The 17,968-nt window shown below is 64.8% G+C and carries 18 protein-coding genes and 1 tRNA gene; 17 read left to right on the top strand and 2 right to left on the bottom strand.

Annotated features, from left to right (window positions below; all coding sequences use genetic code 11):
- Positions 1-113 precede the first annotated feature (113 nt).
- Genes rsmI through PALO_RS08185 form a run of 5 tightly spaced genes read left to right on the top strand, consistent with a single transcriptional unit; the run spans position 114 to position 4,279 of the window.
- Positions 114-971: a 16S rRNA (cytidine(1402)-2'-O)-methyltransferase gene (gene rsmI, locus PALO_RS08205; protein ID WP_015583168.1), complete on the top strand. Its 858-nt coding sequence runs from the start codon at positions 114-116 to the stop codon at positions 969-971.
- On the top strand, positions 968-1,876 hold the full coding sequence (locus PALO_RS08200) for a TatD family hydrolase (RefSeq protein ID WP_004810854.1): 909 nt from the start codon (positions 968-970) through the stop codon (positions 1,874-1,876). Before rsmI ends, PALO_RS08200 begins: the two co-directional genes overlap by 4 nt.
- The gene (rsmA, locus tag PALO_RS08195; RefSeq protein WP_015583167.1) at positions 1,873-2,769 is read left to right on the top strand and encodes a 16S rRNA (adenine(1518)-N(6)/adenine(1519)-N(6))-dimethyltransferase RsmA; all 897 of its coding nucleotides are present in this window, start codon (positions 1,873-1,875) and stop codon (positions 2,767-2,769) included. Before PALO_RS08200 ends, rsmA begins: the two co-directional genes overlap by 4 nt.
- Positions 2,770-2,792: 23 nt before the next feature.
- On the top strand, positions 2,793-3,761 hold the full coding sequence (locus PALO_RS08190; RefSeq protein WP_177166428.1) for a 4-(cytidine 5'-diphospho)-2-C-methyl-D-erythritol kinase: 969 nt from the start codon (positions 2,793-2,795) through the stop codon (positions 3,759-3,761).
- Positions 3,758-4,279: a MarR family winged helix-turn-helix transcriptional regulator gene (locus PALO_RS08185; protein WP_004810861.1), complete on the top strand. Its 522-nt coding sequence runs from the start codon at positions 3,758-3,760 to the stop codon at positions 4,277-4,279. The genes PALO_RS08190 and PALO_RS08185 overlap by 4 nt, the downstream gene beginning before the upstream one ends.
- Here PALO_RS08185 and PALO_RS08180 read toward each other — a convergent pair.
- Positions 4,261-4,893: a TetR/AcrR family transcriptional regulator gene (locus PALO_RS08180; RefSeq protein WP_015583165.1), complete on the bottom strand. Its 633-nt coding sequence runs from the start codon at positions 4,891-4,893 to the stop codon at positions 4,261-4,263. The genes PALO_RS08185 and PALO_RS08180 overlap by 19 nt on opposite strands.
- Before the next feature lie 130 nt (positions 4,894-5,023).
- Here PALO_RS08180 and PALO_RS08175 point away from each other — a divergent pair.
- The 5 genes from PALO_RS08175 to pth all read left to right on the top strand — a co-directional run bounded on the left by PALO_RS08175 (position 5,024) and on the right by pth (position 8,860).
- Positions 5,024-5,102, top strand: a tRNA-Gln gene (locus tag PALO_RS08175).
- Between the two features lie 93 nt (positions 5,103-5,195).
- The gene (gene glmU, locus PALO_RS08170) at positions 5,196-6,494 is read left to right on the top strand and encodes a bifunctional UDP-N-acetylglucosamine diphosphorylase/glucosamine-1-phosphate N-acetyltransferase GlmU (RefSeq protein ID WP_015583164.1); all 1,299 of its coding nucleotides are present in this window, start codon (positions 5,196-5,198) and stop codon (positions 6,492-6,494) included.
- On the top strand, positions 6,491-7,459 hold the full coding sequence (locus PALO_RS08165; RefSeq protein ID WP_015583163.1) for a ribose-phosphate diphosphokinase: 969 nt from the start codon (positions 6,491-6,493) through the stop codon (positions 7,457-7,459). Before glmU ends, PALO_RS08165 begins: the two co-directional genes overlap by 4 nt.
- 184 nt (positions 7,460-7,643) lie before the next feature.
- Positions 7,644-8,261 carry a 50S ribosomal protein L25/general stress protein Ctc gene (locus tag PALO_RS08160; RefSeq protein WP_015583162.1) on the top strand — a complete coding sequence of 206 codons (618 nt, stop codon included), beginning with the start codon at positions 7,644-7,646 and terminating at the stop codon, positions 8,259-8,261.
- Positions 8,258-8,860, top strand: a complete 603-nt coding sequence (pth, locus tag PALO_RS08155; RefSeq protein WP_015583161.1) for an aminoacyl-tRNA hydrolase — start codon at positions 8,258-8,260, stop codon at positions 8,858-8,860. Before PALO_RS08160 ends, pth begins: the two co-directional genes overlap by 4 nt.
- A 3-nt stretch (positions 8,861-8,863) precedes the next feature.
- Here pth and PALO_RS08150 read toward each other — a convergent pair whose 3' ends face one another.
- Complete coding sequence (locus tag PALO_RS08150; RefSeq protein WP_004810872.1) at positions 8,864-10,003, bottom strand: PrsW family intramembrane metalloprotease; 1,140 nt, start codon at positions 10,001-10,003, stop codon at positions 8,864-8,866.
- A 26-nt stretch (positions 10,004-10,029) separates the two neighbouring features.
- Here PALO_RS08150 and mfd point away from each other — a divergent pair, with 26 nt between their 5' ends.
- From mfd to PALO_RS13030, 7 genes are all read left to right on the top strand, one after another.
- Positions 10,030-13,692 (top strand): transcription-repair coupling factor, encoded by a 3,663-nt coding sequence (gene mfd, locus PALO_RS08145; protein ID WP_015583160.1) that lies wholly within the window; start codon positions 10,030-10,032, stop codon positions 13,690-13,692.
- Positions 13,693-13,900: 208 nt separating this feature from the next.
- The gene (locus PALO_RS08140) at positions 13,901-14,650 is read left to right on the top strand and encodes an ATP-binding cassette domain-containing protein (protein WP_290126332.1); all 750 of its coding nucleotides are present in this window, start codon (positions 13,901-13,903) and stop codon (positions 14,648-14,650) included.
- Between the two features lie 50 nt (positions 14,651-14,700).
- On the top strand, positions 14,701-15,915 hold the full coding sequence (locus tag PALO_RS08135; RefSeq protein ID WP_015583158.1) for a DUF7224 domain-containing protein: 1,215 nt from the start codon (positions 14,701-14,703) through the stop codon (positions 15,913-15,915).
- Positions 15,916-15,945: 30 nt separating this feature from the next.
- Positions 15,946-16,533 carry a hypothetical protein gene (locus PALO_RS08130; protein ID WP_015583157.1) on the top strand — a complete coding sequence of 196 codons (588 nt, stop codon included), beginning with the start codon at positions 15,946-15,948 and terminating at the stop codon, positions 16,531-16,533.
- A 64-nt stretch (positions 16,534-16,597) separates the two neighbouring features.
- The gene (locus PALO_RS08125; protein ID WP_015583156.1) at positions 16,598-17,128 is read left to right on the top strand and encodes a hypothetical protein; all 531 of its coding nucleotides are present in this window, start codon (positions 16,598-16,600) and stop codon (positions 17,126-17,128) included.
- Positions 17,129-17,133: 5 nt separating this feature from the next.
- Positions 17,134-17,766: a nucleoside triphosphate pyrophosphohydrolase gene (locus PALO_RS08120; protein WP_015583155.1), complete on the top strand. Its 633-nt coding sequence runs from the start codon at positions 17,134-17,136 to the stop codon at positions 17,764-17,766.
- Between the two features lie 37 nt (positions 17,767-17,803).
- Positions 17,804-17,935, top strand: coding sequence for a hypothetical protein (locus PALO_RS13030; RefSeq protein WP_004810885.1), 132 nt, complete (start codon positions 17,804-17,806; stop codon positions 17,933-17,935).
- The last annotated feature ends 33 nt before the right edge of the window (positions 17,936-17,968 follow it).

Genomic DNA, 17,968 nt, shown 5'->3' with positions numbered 1-17,968 from the left:
CGACCGTCGTCGAGACGCTCGATGGTCGACAAGGATCTTCTCGCTGCTGCCACATCGCCATGGTAGAGGGTCGGGGAGACGTCACCGTCGGTCCGGCGTGGGACGATGATCAGGTGAACCAGGCACAACCGGGACGAGTCATCCTTGCGGGCACCCCCATCGGGGACCGCCGTAGCGCCTCACCTGCCCTCGTCGAGACCTTGCGTGACGCCCGCATCATCGCTGCCGAGGACACCCGGCGACTGCGCGATCTGCTGCGCCGCCTTGACGTCGAGACCTCTGCCCGGGTGGTGTCCTATTTTGAGGGCAATGAATCGGTCCGAACCTCCGAGCTCATTGAGTGTCTTCGTGACGGGGACGACGTCGTTGTCGCCACAGATGCGGGGATGCCCTCGGTGTCCGACCCGGGATACCGGCTCGTCACCGCCGCCATTGAGCACGACATCGTCGTCACCTCGGTCCCCGGACCCACCGCCGTGACGACAGCCCTGGCCATCTCGGGAATGCCGACTGACCGGTTTTGCTTCGAGGGATTCCTGCCGCGCAAGTCGGGGGAGAGGCGTCGTCGTCTGGCTGAACTTGCCGACGAACCGCGCACCACTGTCCTCTACGAGGCTCCCCATCGGCTCGCCGATCTGCTCGACGATGCCGCCGAGGTCCTTGGCACCGACCGACGCGCTGCGGTGTGCCGGGAGTTGACGAAGACCTACGAGGAGGTTCGTCGCGGCGGTCTGGCAGAGCTGGCTGAATGGGCTCGTGAGAACGCCCGCGGCGAGATCACCATCGTCATCGAGGGAGCCAGGGGGAACTCCGTGAGTCTTGACGAGGCCGTCGAGATGGTCGCCGACCTCATCGACGACGGCATCAAGCCGTCCAAGGCCGTCGCCCAGGTGGCACGGGCCACCGGTGTCGACCGACACGAGCTCTACGACGCCGTCCAGAATGCCTCGACTGACCAGGAGGAATCGTGAACGAAGCCATCCGTGAGGTACTGGCCGAGGCTGGCCTGCCGCCCCTGCCCGAGCCATTGGCCGCCCCTCTGGTGGACTCCCACACCCACCTCGACACGGTGGCCGACATCGTCCACCTCGATACCGCCATCAGCCTGGCCGCCGCCCGTGAGGTCGGGGTGACCCACATTGCTCAAATCGGGTGCGACGTGGAGGGGTCCGAGTTCGCCGAGGAACTGGCGCGAACCCATAAGAACGTCATTGCGGCGGTGGCGATCCATCCCAATGACGCCGCCCGTCTGGGGCGCAAGAAGATCGGCGCTGCCCTCAAACACATCGATGACCTCGCCAGCGCCGGCGACCATGTCCGGGCCATCGGAGAGACTGGAATCGACCACTTCGGCACGACCGACGACGAGGGGCAAGCCCTCCAACGAGAGGTCTTCGCCGCCCACATCGCCATGGCCCATGAGCACGGTCTCACCCTTGCGATCCACATGCGTGATGCCCGCAACGGTGGTGAGGGAGACGGTCCGACCCAGGGCCGACAGGCCCATGACGACGTCGTCGACGTTCTCGACTCAGAAGGTTGGCCGGAGCGGGTCATCATGCACTGCTATTCCGGTGATGCCGACCTGGCTCGGATCTGCCTGAGCCACGGGGCATACCTGTCGTTCTCCGGGACGATCACCTTCAACTCTGCCGGCCCTCAGCGTGACGCCTTGGCGATCGTTCCCGACGACCGCATCCTCGTCGAGACCGACGCGCCGTTCCTCACCCCGGTGCCACGCCGCGGCAAGCGCAACGGCCCTTACCTGCTGCCGCACACCGCCCGTTTCGTGGCACAGCAGCGTGGGTGGGATGAGACGCGCGCCTGCCAACAGCTCACTGACAACGCCTTTTCCGCTTATGGAGGTGCCTGGTGACCGAAACCGGATTGCTCGATCCCGCGTCGATCCGACGCATTGCCGGTCAGATCGGCCTGAGACCGACGAAGACCCGTGGGCAGAATTTCGTCCACGACGCCAACACGGTGCGTCGTATCGTCTCCCTGGCCCAGGTGGGTCCCGACGACCGTGTCATCGAGGTCGGCCCAGGCCTGGGATCACTGACCCTCGGCCTGCTTGAGACCGGCGCCCAGGTCGTCGCTGTCGAGATCGACGAGGTGCTGGCCACCCAGCTTCCCGACACGGTGGCCGAGCGGATGCCCGAGGCTGCCGACAGGCTGGAGGTCATCCTCTCCGACGCCCTCGACGTCGATGCCATCCCCGGCTCCGATCCGACCGCGCTGGTGGCGAACCTGCCCTACAACGTCGCTGTCCCGGTGCTGCTGCACATGCTGGCGATCTGTCCGCAGTGGTCGACGGGTGTCGTCATGGTGCAGTCGGAGGTGGCCGACCGTCTGGTGGCCGCTCCCGGATCCAAGATCTACGGGGTTCCCAGCGCCAAGCTGGCCTGGTATGCCGAGGCGACCCGGGTGGGAAATGTCCCCCCGACGGTCTTCTGGCCGGTGCCCAACGTGGATTCCGGGTTGGTCCGGATCACGAGGAGACGTCCTCCTCAGATCGACGGACGAGCCCCTGAGACCACTCGCTCCCAGGTCTTCCGCGTGATTGACGCGGCCTTCGCGTCCCGTCGCAAGATGCTGAGATCCGCACTGGCTGGACTGTGTGGTGGTTCGGCGGCTGCCTCCGACCTCATCGGCGCTGTAGGGATCGACCCGACGGTGCGCGGAGAGGCCCTTGACATCGTGGACTTGACCCGTGTTGCGGAGGCGTTGGCCCAGGCCGGCGTCCTCGGCGATCCGGGTCAGGTGTGAACTTCTGCCGGTACGGTAAGCACATGATGATGGACGATCCGTTCGACTTGCTCCGTCCCACGACCGTGACGGTGCGGGTCAGCGCCAAGGTCAATCTGGCGTTGGGGGTCGGCAGCCTCGCGCCTGACAGTTTCCACCCGCTGGCAACGGTCTTCGAGGCGATCGGGATTCACGACGAAGTGACGGTGACCCGTCGTGACGACAAACGCATCACCCTCACCGTCTCGGGAGAGGATGCCGACCAGGTCCCCACTGACGAGACCAACCTCGCCTGGCGGGCCGTGGAGATGGTGCGTGAGGAATTCGCCCTGGAGCGGGGGGAGCGCGATCACGGCGTCGATATTCACATCGACAAGTCCATTCCTGTCGCCGGTGGCATGGCAGGTGGGTCCGCTGACGCCGCCGGAGCCCTGCTCGCCGCAGCCGCCCTGTGTCGTCTTCCCGATTCTCCTGAGAGTCTGCAGCCGCTGGCCGCGCAGCTAGGCTCTGACGTGCCCTTCTGTCTCATAGGCGGGGTGGCGCTGGGTCGAGGGCGAGGGGACCGTCTGGCTCCGGTGATTTGCCGTGGCCGTCATCACTGGGTCATCGCCACCTCGAACCAGGGACTGTCCACCCCAGCCGTCTACCGACGTTTCGATGAGATGGGCGGGAACCCCGGGGGCGAGGCAGTTCCCAACGACCTCATCTCAGCCCTCACGCGGGGAGATCTCGACGCGGTCGCGGCCACCATGAGCAATGATCTTCAGGCCCCCGCTGTTGACCTGCGTCCCGAACTCGGCGAGGTGCTGGAAGTCGGGAAGGAAGCTGGAGCTCTCACCGCCCTCGTCTCGGGTTCCGGACCCACCTGCGCCTTCCTCGTGCGCGACGCCGCCGGGGCCAAGAAGGTCAGCGCCGCCGTGTCCGCCCTACCGCAGGTCAATCGCACCAGGACGGCCCGCGGCCCGGCCTCCGGTGCTCAGGTGTTGCCGGGGCCGGTGGGGAGCTTCGCATGACGACCTCCCACCGGCACCAGGACCCGAAGGACGCCGTCGATGTCATCATCGCGGCATGGGCGAGGGAGCGACCCGACCTGCCCGTCGAGGTGATGGAGGTGTGGTCGCGCGTCACCAGGCTGGCACGTCGCCTTGATCGAGACCGCTCCAAGGCATTCTCGCAATGGGACCTGGAGGGCTGGGAATTCGACGTCCTGGCAGCCCTGCGACGCTCCGGGGAGCCATACCAACTCAGCCCCGGGCAGCTCCTCAGCGAGCTTGAGGTCGCCTCGGGGACGATGACGAATCGGATCACCAGACTGTCAGACCGTGGCCTGGTGTGTCGTCTGCCTCACCCCAAGGACGGTCGCGGGGTCATCGTCGAGCTCACCGATGCTGGACGAGATCGGGTCGACGGAGCTCTGGCAGCCTTGTTGGAATCCGAGGGACGTCTCCTCGACTCGATGGACCCGCAGGCCGTCGAGCAACTGGGCCGGGGACTGCGCGCGGTGCTGGCTCGTCAGGAAGAGCTGGACTGATCCTCTTCCCGCTCGCTGTGGCGGGTGAGACGCGGATTTTCCGACACCCGTGCCAGCCCGTTGAAGGCCAGGTCGACGAGGTGAGCGGCGACGATCTCCTTGGCCGGTTCCCGGGTGTCGATCCAGGCCTGTCCTGCCATGCCCACCATCCCGGTGAGTGCCGGGGCATAAAGGGGCGAGAAGGAGGCGTCGAAGCCGTGACGGTTGAAGTTGTCGGCGAGAATCCCTTCCGCCCAGGAAGCGACGTCAGAAAGGATCGAAGCGTAGGAGCCGGTCGTTGATCCGACCGAGGAATCTCGGGAGATGATGCGAAATCCATCGGGGCGATCATCGATGTAGTCCAGCAAGGCCAGCACTGCGGACTCCAGGGTGCGACGTGGTCCCTGCTTCGGGCGGGTCATCGCGGCATTGAGGGAATCCTGCAGCAGGCGCACCTCCCGATCGACGACGACGGCGTAGAGCCCGTCCTTGGACCCGAAGTGCTCGTAGACGACAGGTTTCGAAACTCCTGCGGTGGCAGCGATCTCCTCGACGGAGGTGCCCGCGACGCCGTTGTCGGCGAAGAGACGACGCGCCACGCTGATGAGCTGCTCGCGGCGCTGTCCGCTGGTCATCCGGGCCCGGGGGTGCCTGGAAGGTCGGGATGCGGGCGTCGACGTCATGGCATCGAGCCTACTCAGGCCCGTTGCGTGGCCGAATCGCGGTCCATGCTCTAGGGTTGGGGGGACTCGGTTCGCCGAGCGTTCCCCGGTTGGTCTGCCGGCAGGGCCCGCCTGACTTTGAATCAGGATCAGCGACGCAGGTTCGACTCCTGCCCGGGGAGCTCATCCACCCTGTCGCACCTCCTCACGGTGCGGTGCGACCGCGTGACGGCTACAGTTGGCCCTGCATGCCGCATCCGAACTGGGGGAGCACCGTGACGTCCAGCCCGTCCACTGACCGAACCGAGAACGACGGAGTGGCCGCCGTCATCGTGCTGGCTGCCGGCGGTGGTACCCGCATGAAGTCCTCGAAGTCCAAGCTGCTCCACGAGGTCGCCGGTCGACCCATGCTGTCGTGGGCCATTGGAGCGGCACGCGGACTCAGCCCAGAGCATCTCGTCGTGGTCGTCGGACATCGTCGCGATCAGGTAGAGGCCCATCTAGCTGATGACGCCCCCGACGTCACCACCGCTGTTCAGGCCGAGCAGAAAGGCACCGGCCACGCCGTCGCCTGTGGTCTCGAGGGGCTGGGACAACTTCACGGCGAGGTCGTCGTCACCTATGGTGACGTCCCGATGCTGACCGGAGAAACCCTCCAACAGATGGTCGAGGTCCACCGCGAGCGTCGCAATCTCGTCACCGTCCTCACTGCCGAGGTCGATGATCCCACTGGCTATGGACGCATCCTCCGCGACGGAGAGACCGTCGTCGGGATCGTCGAGCACAAGGACGCCGACGAGGCTCAGAGGGCCGTTCGAGAGATCAACTCCGGCATATACGTCTTTGACGCCGAGGCCCTGCGTGACGGCGTCTCCAAACTGTCCAACGACAACGCTCAGGGCGAGTATTACCTCACCGACGTCGTCACCATGGCTGCCGATGGCACCGTCGAGGTTCCCGGTCGCGGTCGCGTCGGCGCCTTCCGTACCGACGACGTCTGGCAGACCGAGGGAGTCAATGACCGGGTACAGCTGGCCCGTATGAATGCCGAGGTCAACCGACGCATCGTCACCGCATGGATGCGGTCCGGGGTCACCGTTATCGATCCGTCCTCCACCTGGATCCAGCCGGATGTCGATCTCGCCAATGACGTCACCCTGTATCCCGACGTTTTCCTCAGCGGAGCCACGACGATCGCCTCCGGAGCCACCATCGGACCGGATGTCACCGTCACCGACTCCGAGATTCGGGAAGGGGCCACCATCACTCGGTCCGAGATCACCCTCGCGGTCGTCGGTGAGGGAGTGCGCGTCGGCCCGTTCTCCAACATCCGCCCCGGCTCCGTCCTCGACCGCGACGCCAAGGTCGGAGCCTTCGTCGAGACCAAGAACACCCACGTCGGAACCGAGGCTGCCATACCCCACATGGCCTACGTCGGCGATTCCGAGGTGACCGCAGGATCCTCCGTCGTTGCCGGATCCGTCCTCTCCCGGGAGTGCGCCGCTCCCGCCACCGACTCGGATGTCATGTCCGACAGCCAAGACGACACCCTCAACCCGGAGGCTGACCAGTGAGTGGAACCACCCGTCCGAACAACAAGCACCTCATGATCTGCTCAGGACGGGCCTATCCCGAACTTGCCGAGCAGATCGCCGCCGAACTCGGCGTCGACCTCGTCCCCTCGCGTCAGGTCACCTACGCCAACTCCGAGATCTACGTGCAGTTCCAGGAGTCCGTGCGTGGTTGCGACGCTTTCGTCATCCAGTCCCACAGCGCCCCGGTGAACGAGGCCATGATGGAGCAGCTCATCATGATCGACGCCCTCAAGAGGGCATCGGCCAAGCGCATCACCGTGGTTTCCCCGTTCTACCCCTACGCCCGCCAGGACAAGAAGCACCTGGGCCGCGAGCCCATCTCCGCTCGCCTCATGGCCGACCTCTACCAGGCTGCCGGTGCTGACCGGATCATGTCGGTGGACCTGCACGCCGCCCAGATCCAGGGGTTCTTCGATGGGCCGGTCGATCACCTGTGGGCCTTGCCGGTGCTCGCCGACTACGTCGCCTCCAAGTACGACAGCTCCGACATGGTCGTCGTCTCCCCGGATGCCGGTCGTGTGCGTCTGGCCGACATGTGGACCGACAAGATCGGTTGTCAGCTGGCCATCATCCACAAGCGTCGCGATCCGAACAAGGCCAACGAGACGACCACCCATGAGGTCGTCGGCGAGGTCGAGGGCAAGACCTGTCTGCTCGTCGACGACATGATCGACACCGCCGGCACGATGTGCCAGGCTGCCTCGGCCCTCAAGAAGCGCGGTGCCAAGCGCGTCATCGCGGCCGCCACTCACCCGATCCTGTCGGATCCGGCTGCTGAGCGCATCAACAATTCCCCGATCGAGGAGCTCATCGTCACCAACACGCTCAGGATCCGTGACGACATCAACATCCCCTCGATGACGGTGTTGTCCATCGCCCCGCTCATCGCGAAGGCGATTCAGGAGGTCTTCGAGGACGGGTCGGTCACCAGCCTGTTCCGCTGACACGACAGCTCAGCCGCCCATGGCACCGCTTGTGCTGTGGGCGGCTTTGCATTTGGGGGACGACGTCGTCGTGCCGTACAGTGGCCCTGCTTGGCGAGGGACCGCAAGGTCCGTGATCGACTGGCCGCCCGATTGGGCATCCTCTCGTCGAGCCGTTTCACGTCAACGAGAAGGAGAAACTACCATGGCAGACATCATTCACCTCAAGGCCGAAGAGCGTACCGAGTTCGGTAAGGGCGCTGCTCGTCGCATCCGTCGTGACGACAAGGTTCCCGCCGTCATGTACGGTCGCGACCACGACCCGATCCATGTGACCCTCGAGGGCCACGCCACCCTCCTCGCGCTGCGTACCGAGAACCCGCTGCTGTCGATCGAGATCGAGGGCAAGGAGCCCGTGCTCGCCCTGCCGAAGGACGTCCAGCGTGACGTTCTCAAGGGCTTCGTCCGTCACGTCGACCTGCTGGCCGTGCGTCGTGGCGAGAAGGTTGACGTCAACGTCGCCCTGCGCATCACCGGTGAGTCGGCTCCTGGCACCATCGCCATGACCGAGTTCAACGAGATCGAGGTCGAGGCCGACCTGCTCAACATCCCGGAGCTCATCGAGATCGACGTCACCGGCCTCGAAGCCGGCACCACCATCTACCTCGGCGACGTCAAGCTCCCCGAGGGCACCACCTTCAAGGGTGACCCGGAGGCCGTCGCTGCCACCGTCGCCTTCCCGGAGACCGAGCACGCCGAGGATGAGGAGTCCGAGGGTGAGGACGCCGAGGGCGGGTCCGAGATGAAGGCCGAGGACGAGTGAGCCCTTCCTGGCTCGTGATCGGGCTCGGCAACCCGGGCCCGCGCTATGACGGCACCCGACACAACGTCGGGGTGGACGTCATCACCGAGTTGTGCCGTCGGGCCGACGAGAAGCTCTCGTCGGCCCGTGGGCAGCGGGCTGAGCTGGCTCGCACTCGCATCGGCTCGGCTGGTCTCGGCGTCCCGGCTGCGGACGCCCAGATCGTCACCTTGATGCGCAGCCGTACCTACATGAATGAGTCGGGGATCGCCGTCCGCAAGGTCGCGGGCTTCGCAGGTATCACCCCTGATCACCTCGTCGTCATCCATGACGAGATCGATCTCGACCCTGGCCGTCTACGTCTCAAGTGCGGAGGCGGGGACAACGGACACAACGGGTTGAAGTCCATTCGAGCCCATCTGCACACCGGTGACTTCATTCGGGTGCGGGTTGGTGTAGGTCGTCCTCCGGGCCGTCAGGACCCTGCCGACTGGGTACTGGCCCGCGTTCCCGCCAAGCAGCGCGCTGACATGGACGTTCAGGTGGCCATGGCCGCCGACGCCGTCGAGACGATCATCACCCACGGACTGACGGTGGCCCAGAACCGTTTCAATTCCTGACGCTCACCAGCTCGACGGAGGCTGGATCTGCGGAAACTGCGGCATGAAGGGCAGCTGGCCCAACTTGTCGGGGCGTGCCCGCAGCCATTCCGAGAGCTGATCACGTCGGCGCACCAGCTCGGGGCCTCCCTCGCCCTTGGCGATGCGGTGCTGCGCGAGTGCGGCTTCCGTGACAGCAGTGATGGTCCGTTCCTGACTGCGCTTCGCAGCCCTGCCGTGCTTGCCCGAATCAGCGAGCACGGCGCGACGCTTGCCCGGATCTGCGATCATGTCCGCCTCGGCGGGAGTCACCAGGCCGGCCTCAACCATGAGCGGAAGCTGGGAGCGCACGGCCTCGGACTCCTTGCGACGGTTACGAGTCGTCATGACGACGGTGCCGATGAACACCGGGACGAAGAGCACCACGTAGATGAGGACCATCGCCGTCAACTGGCCGTTGACGCCCAGCCCCATGGCACTTGCCACCAGAGTCGGACCGCCGTTCCACAGACCATGCATCAGGCAGGCGACGAGATAACCCAGAACGACCCTCCAGAATCCGCCCTTGTTGCGCCATGCCCAGACGCCGACCGCCGTCGCGGTGGTGTAGAGCGGGTGGCCGAAGACACCGAACCCGGTGCGCACCAGGGCCATGACGACGATGTCTCCCGTCCCCTCAGCAGTCGCGAAATATCCCAGGTTCTCCACGAAGGCGAAGCCCAGGGCGCACACCCCGGCGTAGAAGATGTGGTCGGTAAGAGAGGTGAGCTCCAGCTTGCGCAGTCCAGTGACGAGCAGCACGAAGACCGAGGCCTTGGCGAACTCCTCGACGAGTGGCGCGACGACGGCGGCGGTGCCGAATTCGCTGGCAGGAACGGCTGCCTCGACGAGCATGGAGAAGATGACGGCTGCTGACCCTCCCCAGATCAATGCCATCACGGTGAGACGGGCGGGTTCTGGCTCCCACTTGTCGAGCCATCGGTAGCACAGCAGGCACACGATGAGGGCTGCAGTCGACGGGATCGCGCCGACGATGAAGTATGGTGGCGATCCGGCGCCGATGACGGCCACCATGAGGAGGATGACGAACGCTCCGAGAATGGTGATGACGATCGGCAGGACTCCGCCGCGTCGAACTGGTTTGGGGGCGAGTGGGTACTGCATGGGTGGGGTGCTCACGTCGACATGCTATGGGTTGGCGAGTCAGGGAGACCAGCGCAGAACGTGACGGTCGGGTAGTCGTCGGTGCCATCACGTACCCTATTTCGGTGACTTCTGGCGGATTGACCTCCCTTCTTTCCCGCGAGCCGGTGCTCTCCCATTCCGTGGAGGACGCTCTGACCCGGCGTACCCCCACTCTCGACCTGCAGGTGGCTCCGTCTGCCCGTCCGGCCGTGGCTGCTGTGCTCAGCCAGGCGCTCACTGGTTCCGGACGGTTGCCGGTGCTGTTGGTGACGAGCACCTTCCGGGAGGCTGAGGAGTCGGTGGCTACCCTGGAGACGTGGCTCGGCCCCGATGACGTCTGCTACTACCCATCCTGGGAGACGCTGCCCCACGAGAGGTTGAGTCCCCGCACTGACACCGTTGGTCGGCGGATGGAGGTGTTGCGCCGATTGTGCGGCACAGAAGGAGAGGTGCCGCAGGTCGTCGTCGCCCCGGTGCGATCCCTGCTTCAGCCCCAGGTGGCCGGGCTGGGCCGCATCAAGCCCGTCCGTCTGGCTGTGGGGGAGGAGCACGATCTCACCGATCTGGCGGCAGAACTCGTCAATGCCGCCTACAGCCGGGTCGACATGGTGGAACGCCGAGGCGAATTCGCGGTACGCGGCGGCATCGTCGATGTCTTCCCGCCGGTGCTGGAGCACCCGGTTCGTATCGATTTCTTCGGTGACGAGATCGAGGAGATGACCTCCTTCGCGGTGGCCGATCAGCGATCCACCGACGAAACCCACCGGGAGCTCATCTGCGCTCCGTGTCGTGAGCTCACCCTCACCGACGAGGTCCGTTCCAGGGCCAGGACCCTGTTACCGGACCACCCCGAACTGGCGGACATGCTGGAACGGATCGCCGATGGTCAGGCCGTCGAAGGGATGGAAGCCCTCATGCCAGCCCTGGTCGACGAGATGGAGCTGCTCGTCGACGTCCTTCCCGAGCACGCCATGGTCGTCCTCTCGGACCCCGAGATGGTGCGCTCCCGGGCAGCGGACCTGGTCCGCACCTCCGAAGAATTCCTGGGAGCCGGGTGGGCGGCTGCCGCCGGTGGTGGTCAGGCCCCGATCGACCTGGCGGCCTCGGGATACCGCAGCCTGGCCCATGTGAGGGCCCACTGCCTCGAGCGCGGCATGGCGTGGTGGTCGATGTCCTCCTTCGCCCTGGACGCCCCTGCCACGGATGCCCTTGCCGACGACGACGTCACGACCGCCCCACGCACCGTCAACCCGCATCTGGAGGCCGTCGAGCCGTGGCGCGGAGACGTGGAGGCGGCCGTCAAGGATCTCACCACCAGACTCGGTGAGGGCTGGACGGTCGTGCTGTGCGCCGAGGGTGAGGGCATCGCCAAGCGCATGGCGGAGCTGCTCGGTGAACATCACGTCGCGGCCAAGCTGGTCGACGAGGTCGACGCCGACATCACCGAGCCAAGCGTCCAGGTCGTCCGGCTGCATCAGCGTCATGGTTTCGCCGCGGATTCCCTCAAACTGCTCGTGGCCTCCACCGGAGACCTCGCTGACTCCCAGGACCCAGCCGTCAGTGGCGAGCGGCGCATGCCCCGACGCCGTCGCAATCAGATCCAGCCGCTTGAGCTCAAGTCCGGCGACCTCGTCGTCCATGAGCAGCACGGTGTGGGCCGATACGTGGAGATGGTGCAGCGCACCGTCGGTGGTGCCACCCGCGAGTACCTCGTCATCGAGTACGCCCCCTCCAAGAAGGGTCAGCCCGGCGACCGTCTCTTCGTCCCCGTCAACTCCCTGGACCAGGTGACCCGCTACGTCGGTGGTGACGCCCCCAGCCTGGACCGGATGGGTGGCGCCGACTGGCGCAAGCGCAAGTCTCGTGCCCGCAAGGCGGTCCGTGAGATCGCCGCTGAACTCATCAAGCTCTACGCTGCCCGGCAGGCCACCAAGGGCCACGCCTTCGGCCCCGACACCGCCTGGCAGCGGGAGCTGGAGGACGCTTTCGCCTACGTCGAGACCCCTGATCAGCTCACCACCATCGCCGACGTCAAGCATGACATGGAACAGGTCGTCCCGATGGACCGTCTGGTCTGTGGCGACGTCGGTTACGGCAAGACTGAGATCGCGGTGCGCGCTGCTTTCAAGGCCGTCCAGGACGGCAAACAGGTGGCCGTGCTGGTGCCAACCACCCTTTTGGTGCAGCAGCACTTCCAGACCTTCACCGAGCGCTACGCAGGGTTCCCGGTCAAGGTCGCAGCCCTGTCTCGATTCCAGACCGACGCCGAGGCCCGCGAGACCTTGGAGGGGATCAAGCGCGGCACGGTTGACGTCGTCGTCGGCACCCATCGTCTGCTGGCCAAGGAAGTCGAGTTCAAGGACCTTGGCCTGGTCATCGTCGACGAGGAACAGCGCTTCGGTGTCGAGCACAAGGAGGCCCTCAAGCGCATGAGGGTTAACGTCGACGTGCTGGCGATGAGCGCCACCCCGATCCCGCGCACCCTGGAAATGGCGGTGACCGGTATCCGTGAGATGAGCACGATCGCCACGCCTCCGGAGGAGCGTCATCCGGTGCTCACCTTCGCCGGCCCCTACGACGAGGGTCAGGTGGTTGCGGCCATCCGTCGCGAGTTGGCTCGTGAGGGTCAGGTCTTCTACATCCACAACCGGGTGCAGTCCATCGAGAAGACGGCGGCCAAACTGCGCGAACTCGTCCCGGAGGCACGGATCGTCACCGCCCACGGCCAGATGAACGAGAAGCAGCTCGAGCAGATCATGGTGGACTTCTGGGAGCGTCGCGCCGATGTGCTGGTCTGCACCACCATCGTCGAGTCGGGTATCGACATCTCCACGGCCAACACCCTGCTCATCGACCGCGCGGACCGCATGGGGCTGTCCCAGCTACACCAGTTGCGCGGGCGTGTCGGCCGTTCCCGTGAGCGTGGCTATGCCTACTTCCTCTACCCGGCTGACAAGCCGCTCTCCCAGACCGCCCACGATCGCCTGGCGACAATGGCCGCCCACACCGATCTGGGGGCCGGTATGGCCATCGCCATGAAGGACCTCGAGATTCGCGGCGCCGGAAACCTGTTGGGCGGCGAGCAGTCTGGTCACATCGCTGACGTCGGATTCGATCTCTACATCCGTCTGGTGGGTGACGCCGTCGCGGAGTTCCGTGGTGACGCCAGTGCCGCCGACGAACCCGAAATGCGCATCGAACTCCCGGTTGACGCCAACCTGCCAGTCGAGTATGTCGAGACTGAGCGGCTTCGTCTAGAGATGTACAAGAGGTTGGCCGAGGTGCGCAGAGACGAGGAGGTCGACGCCATCGCCGCCGAGCTCGTCGATCGCTACGGTCCGATGCCCGAGCCGGTACTGGCCCTCCTCGGGGTGGCGCGGTTCCGCCTGCTGTGTCGTCGGGCAGGTGTCCATGAGGTGGTTCCGTCCGGCCGCAACATCCGCTTTTCCCCGGTCCATCTGCCGGAGTCGCGCGTGATGCGACTCAAGAGGCTGTATCCGGGGTCAGTGGTCAAGCAGGCGGCAGGTATCGTTATGGTTCCCAAACCGACTACCGCGCGGATCGGGGGGCAGTCTCTGACGGGTCAGGAACTGCTCAACTGGGCGGGAGAACTCGTCAGGGGGGTGTTGGAGGTGCAGGAGGCACCAACCCAAGGTGCAAAGAGTTGACAAGACGCCAAAGCGTTCGTTTTCCTATGCGGATCGATGGTCGAATTACAGCAAGGTGTTAATGCGCAAGTATTCAGCTACTCATACGGGTTGGGGGTACAGCCTGCTGGTAAACATCACCTGACGGTGAAGGGGATTAATGGCAGCTCGGTGGTGTCGCTCCCCTCGATGGCAATCAGTTATTGATGTTTCACCAAGGCCGAATGTTATGAAACGCGGACTGTTGGAATCTGAGGTGAAGATCGAAGGAGTTTATTTTTCCTATGGTCGACACGGTAAAATTTTCCATGGTTTCGACTGTGAGTTTCATGGTGGGAAAACCGTCCTTCTGGGCCCCAATGGTGCTGGGAAGTCGACGCTGTTTCGAATCATGGCAGGAATACTTAAACCATCTGTTGGACTGGTAGTCCTGCCTGATTCCCCGGGACTGGTGTCGCCCTCGTGGTCGCAGGTCGCACTCATGCCCCAGGATGTACCACCGATACCCGGACTCCGTGTCGATGAACAGGTGGCCTATTCCGGCTGGCTAGCGGGCCTGTCGCGTCGGGATGCGCAGAGCCGAGCTGTGGAGGTGCTGGCGGCGGTCAACCTCTCTGACAAGGCGTCCTCGCGGGTGTCGCGCCTATCAGGAGGACAGTTACGCCGTGTCGGTCTTGCCCAAGCCTTGGTGGCGAACCCGCAGGTTCTCCTGTTGGATGAGCCAACCGCAGGTCTCGACCCAGCCCAACGCCATTCCTTCCGAGAGGTCCTCAAATCGGTGCCATCTGAAGACCAGGTCGTCGTCGTGTCAACACATCTGGTCGACGACATCGAGGACCTCTACGACCATGTGGTCGTCATGAATGAGGGCTGCGTCATCTTCACAGGAACGCCCGATGAGTTCATCAATCTTTCGAAACCGGGTCCCAACCGTGCCGAACGTTCCTACCTTGGCCTCGTCGAATCGGTGCGGGCATAACCTGGTTGACGCGCATCCGGGTCTCACCAGGCATCTGGCTGGCGCCGGTCATGGCTCTCATCTCCATGACACACTTCGACGTCCCGGCCGCCAAGGGATACGCCCTCGCATCGGCCACCCGCGACGCCTACAGTCTGCTGCTCGTTGCTGCGCTCTCTTGTGCTGCCGGTGCCTGGGAAGGTCATCGGCTCCAAACCGGTGGGGTGCTTTCCGGAGTAGCGCGTCGGTCTCGGTTCGCCATCATGGCAGCACCATGGGCCTCTGCGGTGGTCGTTCCCACCGCCTTGGACGTAGTGATCTTCATCCGTGATGGGGCGTTTACCAGCATTGACGCCGTGCCCGTCATCGTGACGACCATCGCCACTGCGTGGGTGTGGGCCTTGGCCGGAATGGCGGTCGGAGTCGCTGTGCGTCCCGCGCTGTCGGTGCCACTGAGTCTCATGGTTCCGGTCTTGTGGCTCATCATGCTTCCAGCCAGCCAGACCTTGTGGCTGCGACACTTGACCGGAGGCTGGCCCTCGTGTTGCAGCGTCAACAGTACGCTGTCGTGGCGTGCCATTTTGGCGACGTGGACGGTGCTCGCCAGTGTGCTGGCGGCAAGTCTCCTCGTGCTGTGGACACGTGGTCGTGCCATGGGTCCCCGTCCTCGTATGGTCGCCGGATTAGTGGCCGTTCTGGTCGCGGGTGGCCTGGTGGGTGGTGCCAGCATGGTTCGGGGGATGGGCCCCGACCCCATCGCGCCGCGAACCCATGGTTTACATTGTGACGTGGTGGCCAAGGCAAAGGTCTGTGTGTGGCCCGAGCACGAGGCTGCCGCCGCCAGGTTCAAGCCCGTTGTGGCCACGGTGTTTCCGGTCTGGCGGCAGGCAGGCGTTACACTGCCCGAGGTCATCACCGAGGCGAGCCTCCCGGATTCCGCATCATCGGGTTCGCGCGATGACCGGATCGAGTACATCTATCTTGGGCGGTCATCCCCAGCTCCGGACGACCTGCTGGGGTCCTTGACGAGTGATCTTGCCACGGCACCATGTCTGGAACGTGAGAACGTCGAGACCCCGGCGTGGGCCACGGTCGACCAAGGGCGTTACCGAGCGTGGCTGCAGTTGTCGGGTGCACGAGCCTTGGGGCTATCGGAGAAAGACGTGAGGGATGGGAGTATTCCCACAGACCAGTGGCATTGGGCGCAGGAAGTCCTCACACAGCCTGCTGCCCAGCAGGCGAAGGCGGTGAACGTTGTTGCCACTAGGCTGTCCTCGTGCCGGTGAAGGTGTCGGGGCGGTGGGCGGTGAGGTGCGATGATTTGGTGGTGCAAAAACCGCGGCGTCGCAATTGTGTTGGCGTGTTCGGTCGGTATGGCGGTCCTGGTGGTCCTCACCGGGAGGTCGATTCGTGATATTCCGGTCATCTTCGGAGGGGTCGCACTGCGGGCGCCGCTGGTGTTCTTCGGTTCCCTTGTCGTCATTGTGGCTCACGGCTGGTCAGTGGCCAGGAATCCGGTCGAGTTGGAGTTGAGATCTCGGCGTCCGGTGCGTTGGGCCGATGTTGGGCTTATGGTTGCCGCAGCCTTGCCGCTGCTGGCTACCATCGTGTGTCCCGGCCTCATCGAGGTGGGTTTGGTGACCTCGCGCAATGTCATGATCGGTATGGGACTGACCCTATTGTGTGCGCGTTTCATGTCGCGGGGGCTTGCCTCGATGCCTGCTGTGAGTATGTTCCTGATTGGAGTGCTAACGGGACGCGGATACGGCCACGAGGCGTGGTGGAACTGGGTTGTCAGCTCTGGCGCGAGTCCGGTGGGAGCGGCGTGGTTCCTCGGGGCCGTCGTCGCCGGGTCGGTTGCCACACTAACGGGTCGGGCGCGGAAGCCGAGAGTCCCGTCGTAGGATGCTGCTGACAGGCTTCTTCGCCGTGCCGAAGGCGCGGCACCGAATTCAGGAGGGTTGCCCCATGGCGTTGTCGCGTCCCATGCCGATCCGCATGGTCGCTGTCGCAGTGACCGGATTCCTCGGTATAGCAGGGTTGTCCGGGTGCGCGAGCTCCCCCAACACCGCGGCCACGGTGGGGAACACAACGGTGTCGATGAAGTCGATCGACGAGGCAGCGGATCACTGCTCGAAGTACATCAATCCCAGCACGGAGCTCACCCCTCGCCAGGTCATCTCCTCGACGGTCATTCGTGGTGCCGTCGCCCAGGAGGTCCTGGACAACAGCGGGGAGAAGCTCTCCAATGCCCAGCGTGACCAGGTCATCGCCCGCAATGGCATGACGGCACTCACCTCCGACCCGGTCTGCCATGCGATGGTCCGTGACTTCGCCGGCCTGTTCCATCTGTTCGACCGCGAGGGTGAGAAGAAGGCCATGGCCGACCTGGCTGCGGTCGAGGTCAAGACGAATCCGCGGTTGGGCACCTGGGACGCCAAGAACCTTGCGGTCCACGGGAGCTCCTCACTGTCGGACCCCTTCACCTCTCGCTCCTGATCCTGATGGCGTCGGACGACTCCCGGCCGAGGGCTGATTTCTCCGACCTCGTCGCCGTCATGGCGAGGTTGCGCGACGAGTGCCCGTGGGATCGCAGCCAGACCCATCGCTCCCTCGTGACCTATTTGGTCGAGGAGACCGGAGAGGTCGTCGATGCCATCGAGGCCGGCACTGACGACGACCTCGTCGAGGAATTGGGCGACCTATTGCTCCAAGTGGTCTTTCACGCGCGCATCGCGGAGGGGGAGGGCGTCTTCAACATTGACGAAGTCGTCGGTGGGATCGTTGCCAAACTCGTGACCCGTCATCCTTATGTCTTCTCGGACGAGGACGTCCCCGAGGACCTCGACGCCGCGTGGGAGGCACGCAAGGCAGCGGCCAAGGGACGCACCTCCAGCCTCGATGGCATCGCGCACTCGCTGTCGAGCGTGGCCCGCAGCGCCAAGGTCATCTCACGGGCTCGCAGCCGGGGCGTGGACGTCGAACTGCATGAGGAACCCATCACCGCCGAGCAGACCGGAGATGAACTCCTGACCCTCATCGCCCGTGCCCAGGCTAGCGGCGTCGACGCCGACCAAGCTCTGCGCGATCGATTGCGCAGGCTCGAGAGCGACATCCGAGACGCCGAGGGACACTGAACCATACGCGGTATTACCTGAGGGAAAATCCTTTGTGATGAGGAGAGGAGACCTCGATGGATCCGCGCAGCCTCTGCCCATCAAGGACCAGACGATCGTCGTGAGTATCGACGCCGCCCCCGAGATTACCTACACAATCGGCATCGCCAGGAAGGCCACCAAGACCTGATGGTCTCTCTACGCCGGGCCTCACGTGGTGTTG

Origin of the sequence: Cutibacterium avidum 44067 (assembly GCF_000367205.1) — a bacterium.
GTDB lineage: Bacteria > Actinomycetota > Actinomycetes > Propionibacteriales > Propionibacteriaceae > Cutibacterium > Cutibacterium avidum.
Note: the sequence above shows the minus strand (reverse complement) of the source record. Positions and strands in the feature narration are given on the sequence as shown.

Excerpts from the sequence above, each read along its gene's own strand:
- PALO_RS08135 (WP_015583158.1), top strand. The coding sequence starts at position 14,701 with ATGGCTCTCATCTCCATGACACACTTCGACGTCCCGGCCGCCAAGGGA.
- PALO_RS08140 (WP_290126332.1), top strand. The coding sequence starts at position 13,901 with ATGAAACGCGGACTGTTGGAATCTGAGGTGAAGATCGAAGGAGTTTAT.
- PALO_RS08190 (WP_177166428.1), top strand. The coding sequence starts at position 2,793 with ATGATGATGGACGATCCGTTCGACTTGCTCCGTCCCACGACCGTGACG.
- PALO_RS08125 (WP_015583156.1), top strand. The coding sequence starts at position 16,598 with ATGGCGTTGTCGCGTCCCATGCCGATCCGCATGGTCGCTGTCGCAGTG.
- PALO_RS08160 (WP_015583162.1), top strand. The coding sequence starts at position 7,644 with ATGGCAGACATCATTCACCTCAAGGCCGAAGAGCGTACCGAGTTCGGT.
- PALO_RS08180 (WP_015583165.1), bottom strand. The coding sequence starts at position 4,893 with ATGACCAGCGGACAGCGCCGCGAGCAGCTCATCAGCGTGGCGCGTCGT.
- PALO_RS08150 (WP_004810872.1), bottom strand. The coding sequence starts at position 10,003 with ATGCAGTACCCACTCGCCCCCAAACCAGTTCGACGCGGCGGAGTCCTG.
- PALO_RS08185 (WP_004810861.1), top strand. The coding sequence starts at position 3,758 with ATGACGACCTCCCACCGGCACCAGGACCCGAAGGACGCCGTCGATGTC.
- PALO_RS08130 (WP_015583157.1), top strand. The coding sequence starts at position 15,946 with ATGATTTGGTGGTGCAAAAACCGCGGCGTCGCAATTGTGTTGGCGTGT.
- mfd (WP_015583160.1), top strand. The coding sequence starts at position 10,030 with ATGGGTTGGCGAGTCAGGGAGACCAGCGCAGAACGTGACGGTCGGGTA.
- PALO_RS08120 (WP_015583155.1), top strand. The coding sequence starts at position 17,134 with ATGGCGTCGGACGACTCCCGGCCGAGGGCTGATTTCTCCGACCTCGTC.
- PALO_RS13030 (WP_004810885.1), top strand. The coding sequence starts at position 17,804 with ATGAGGAGAGGAGACCTCGATGGATCCGCGCAGCCTCTGCCCATCAAG.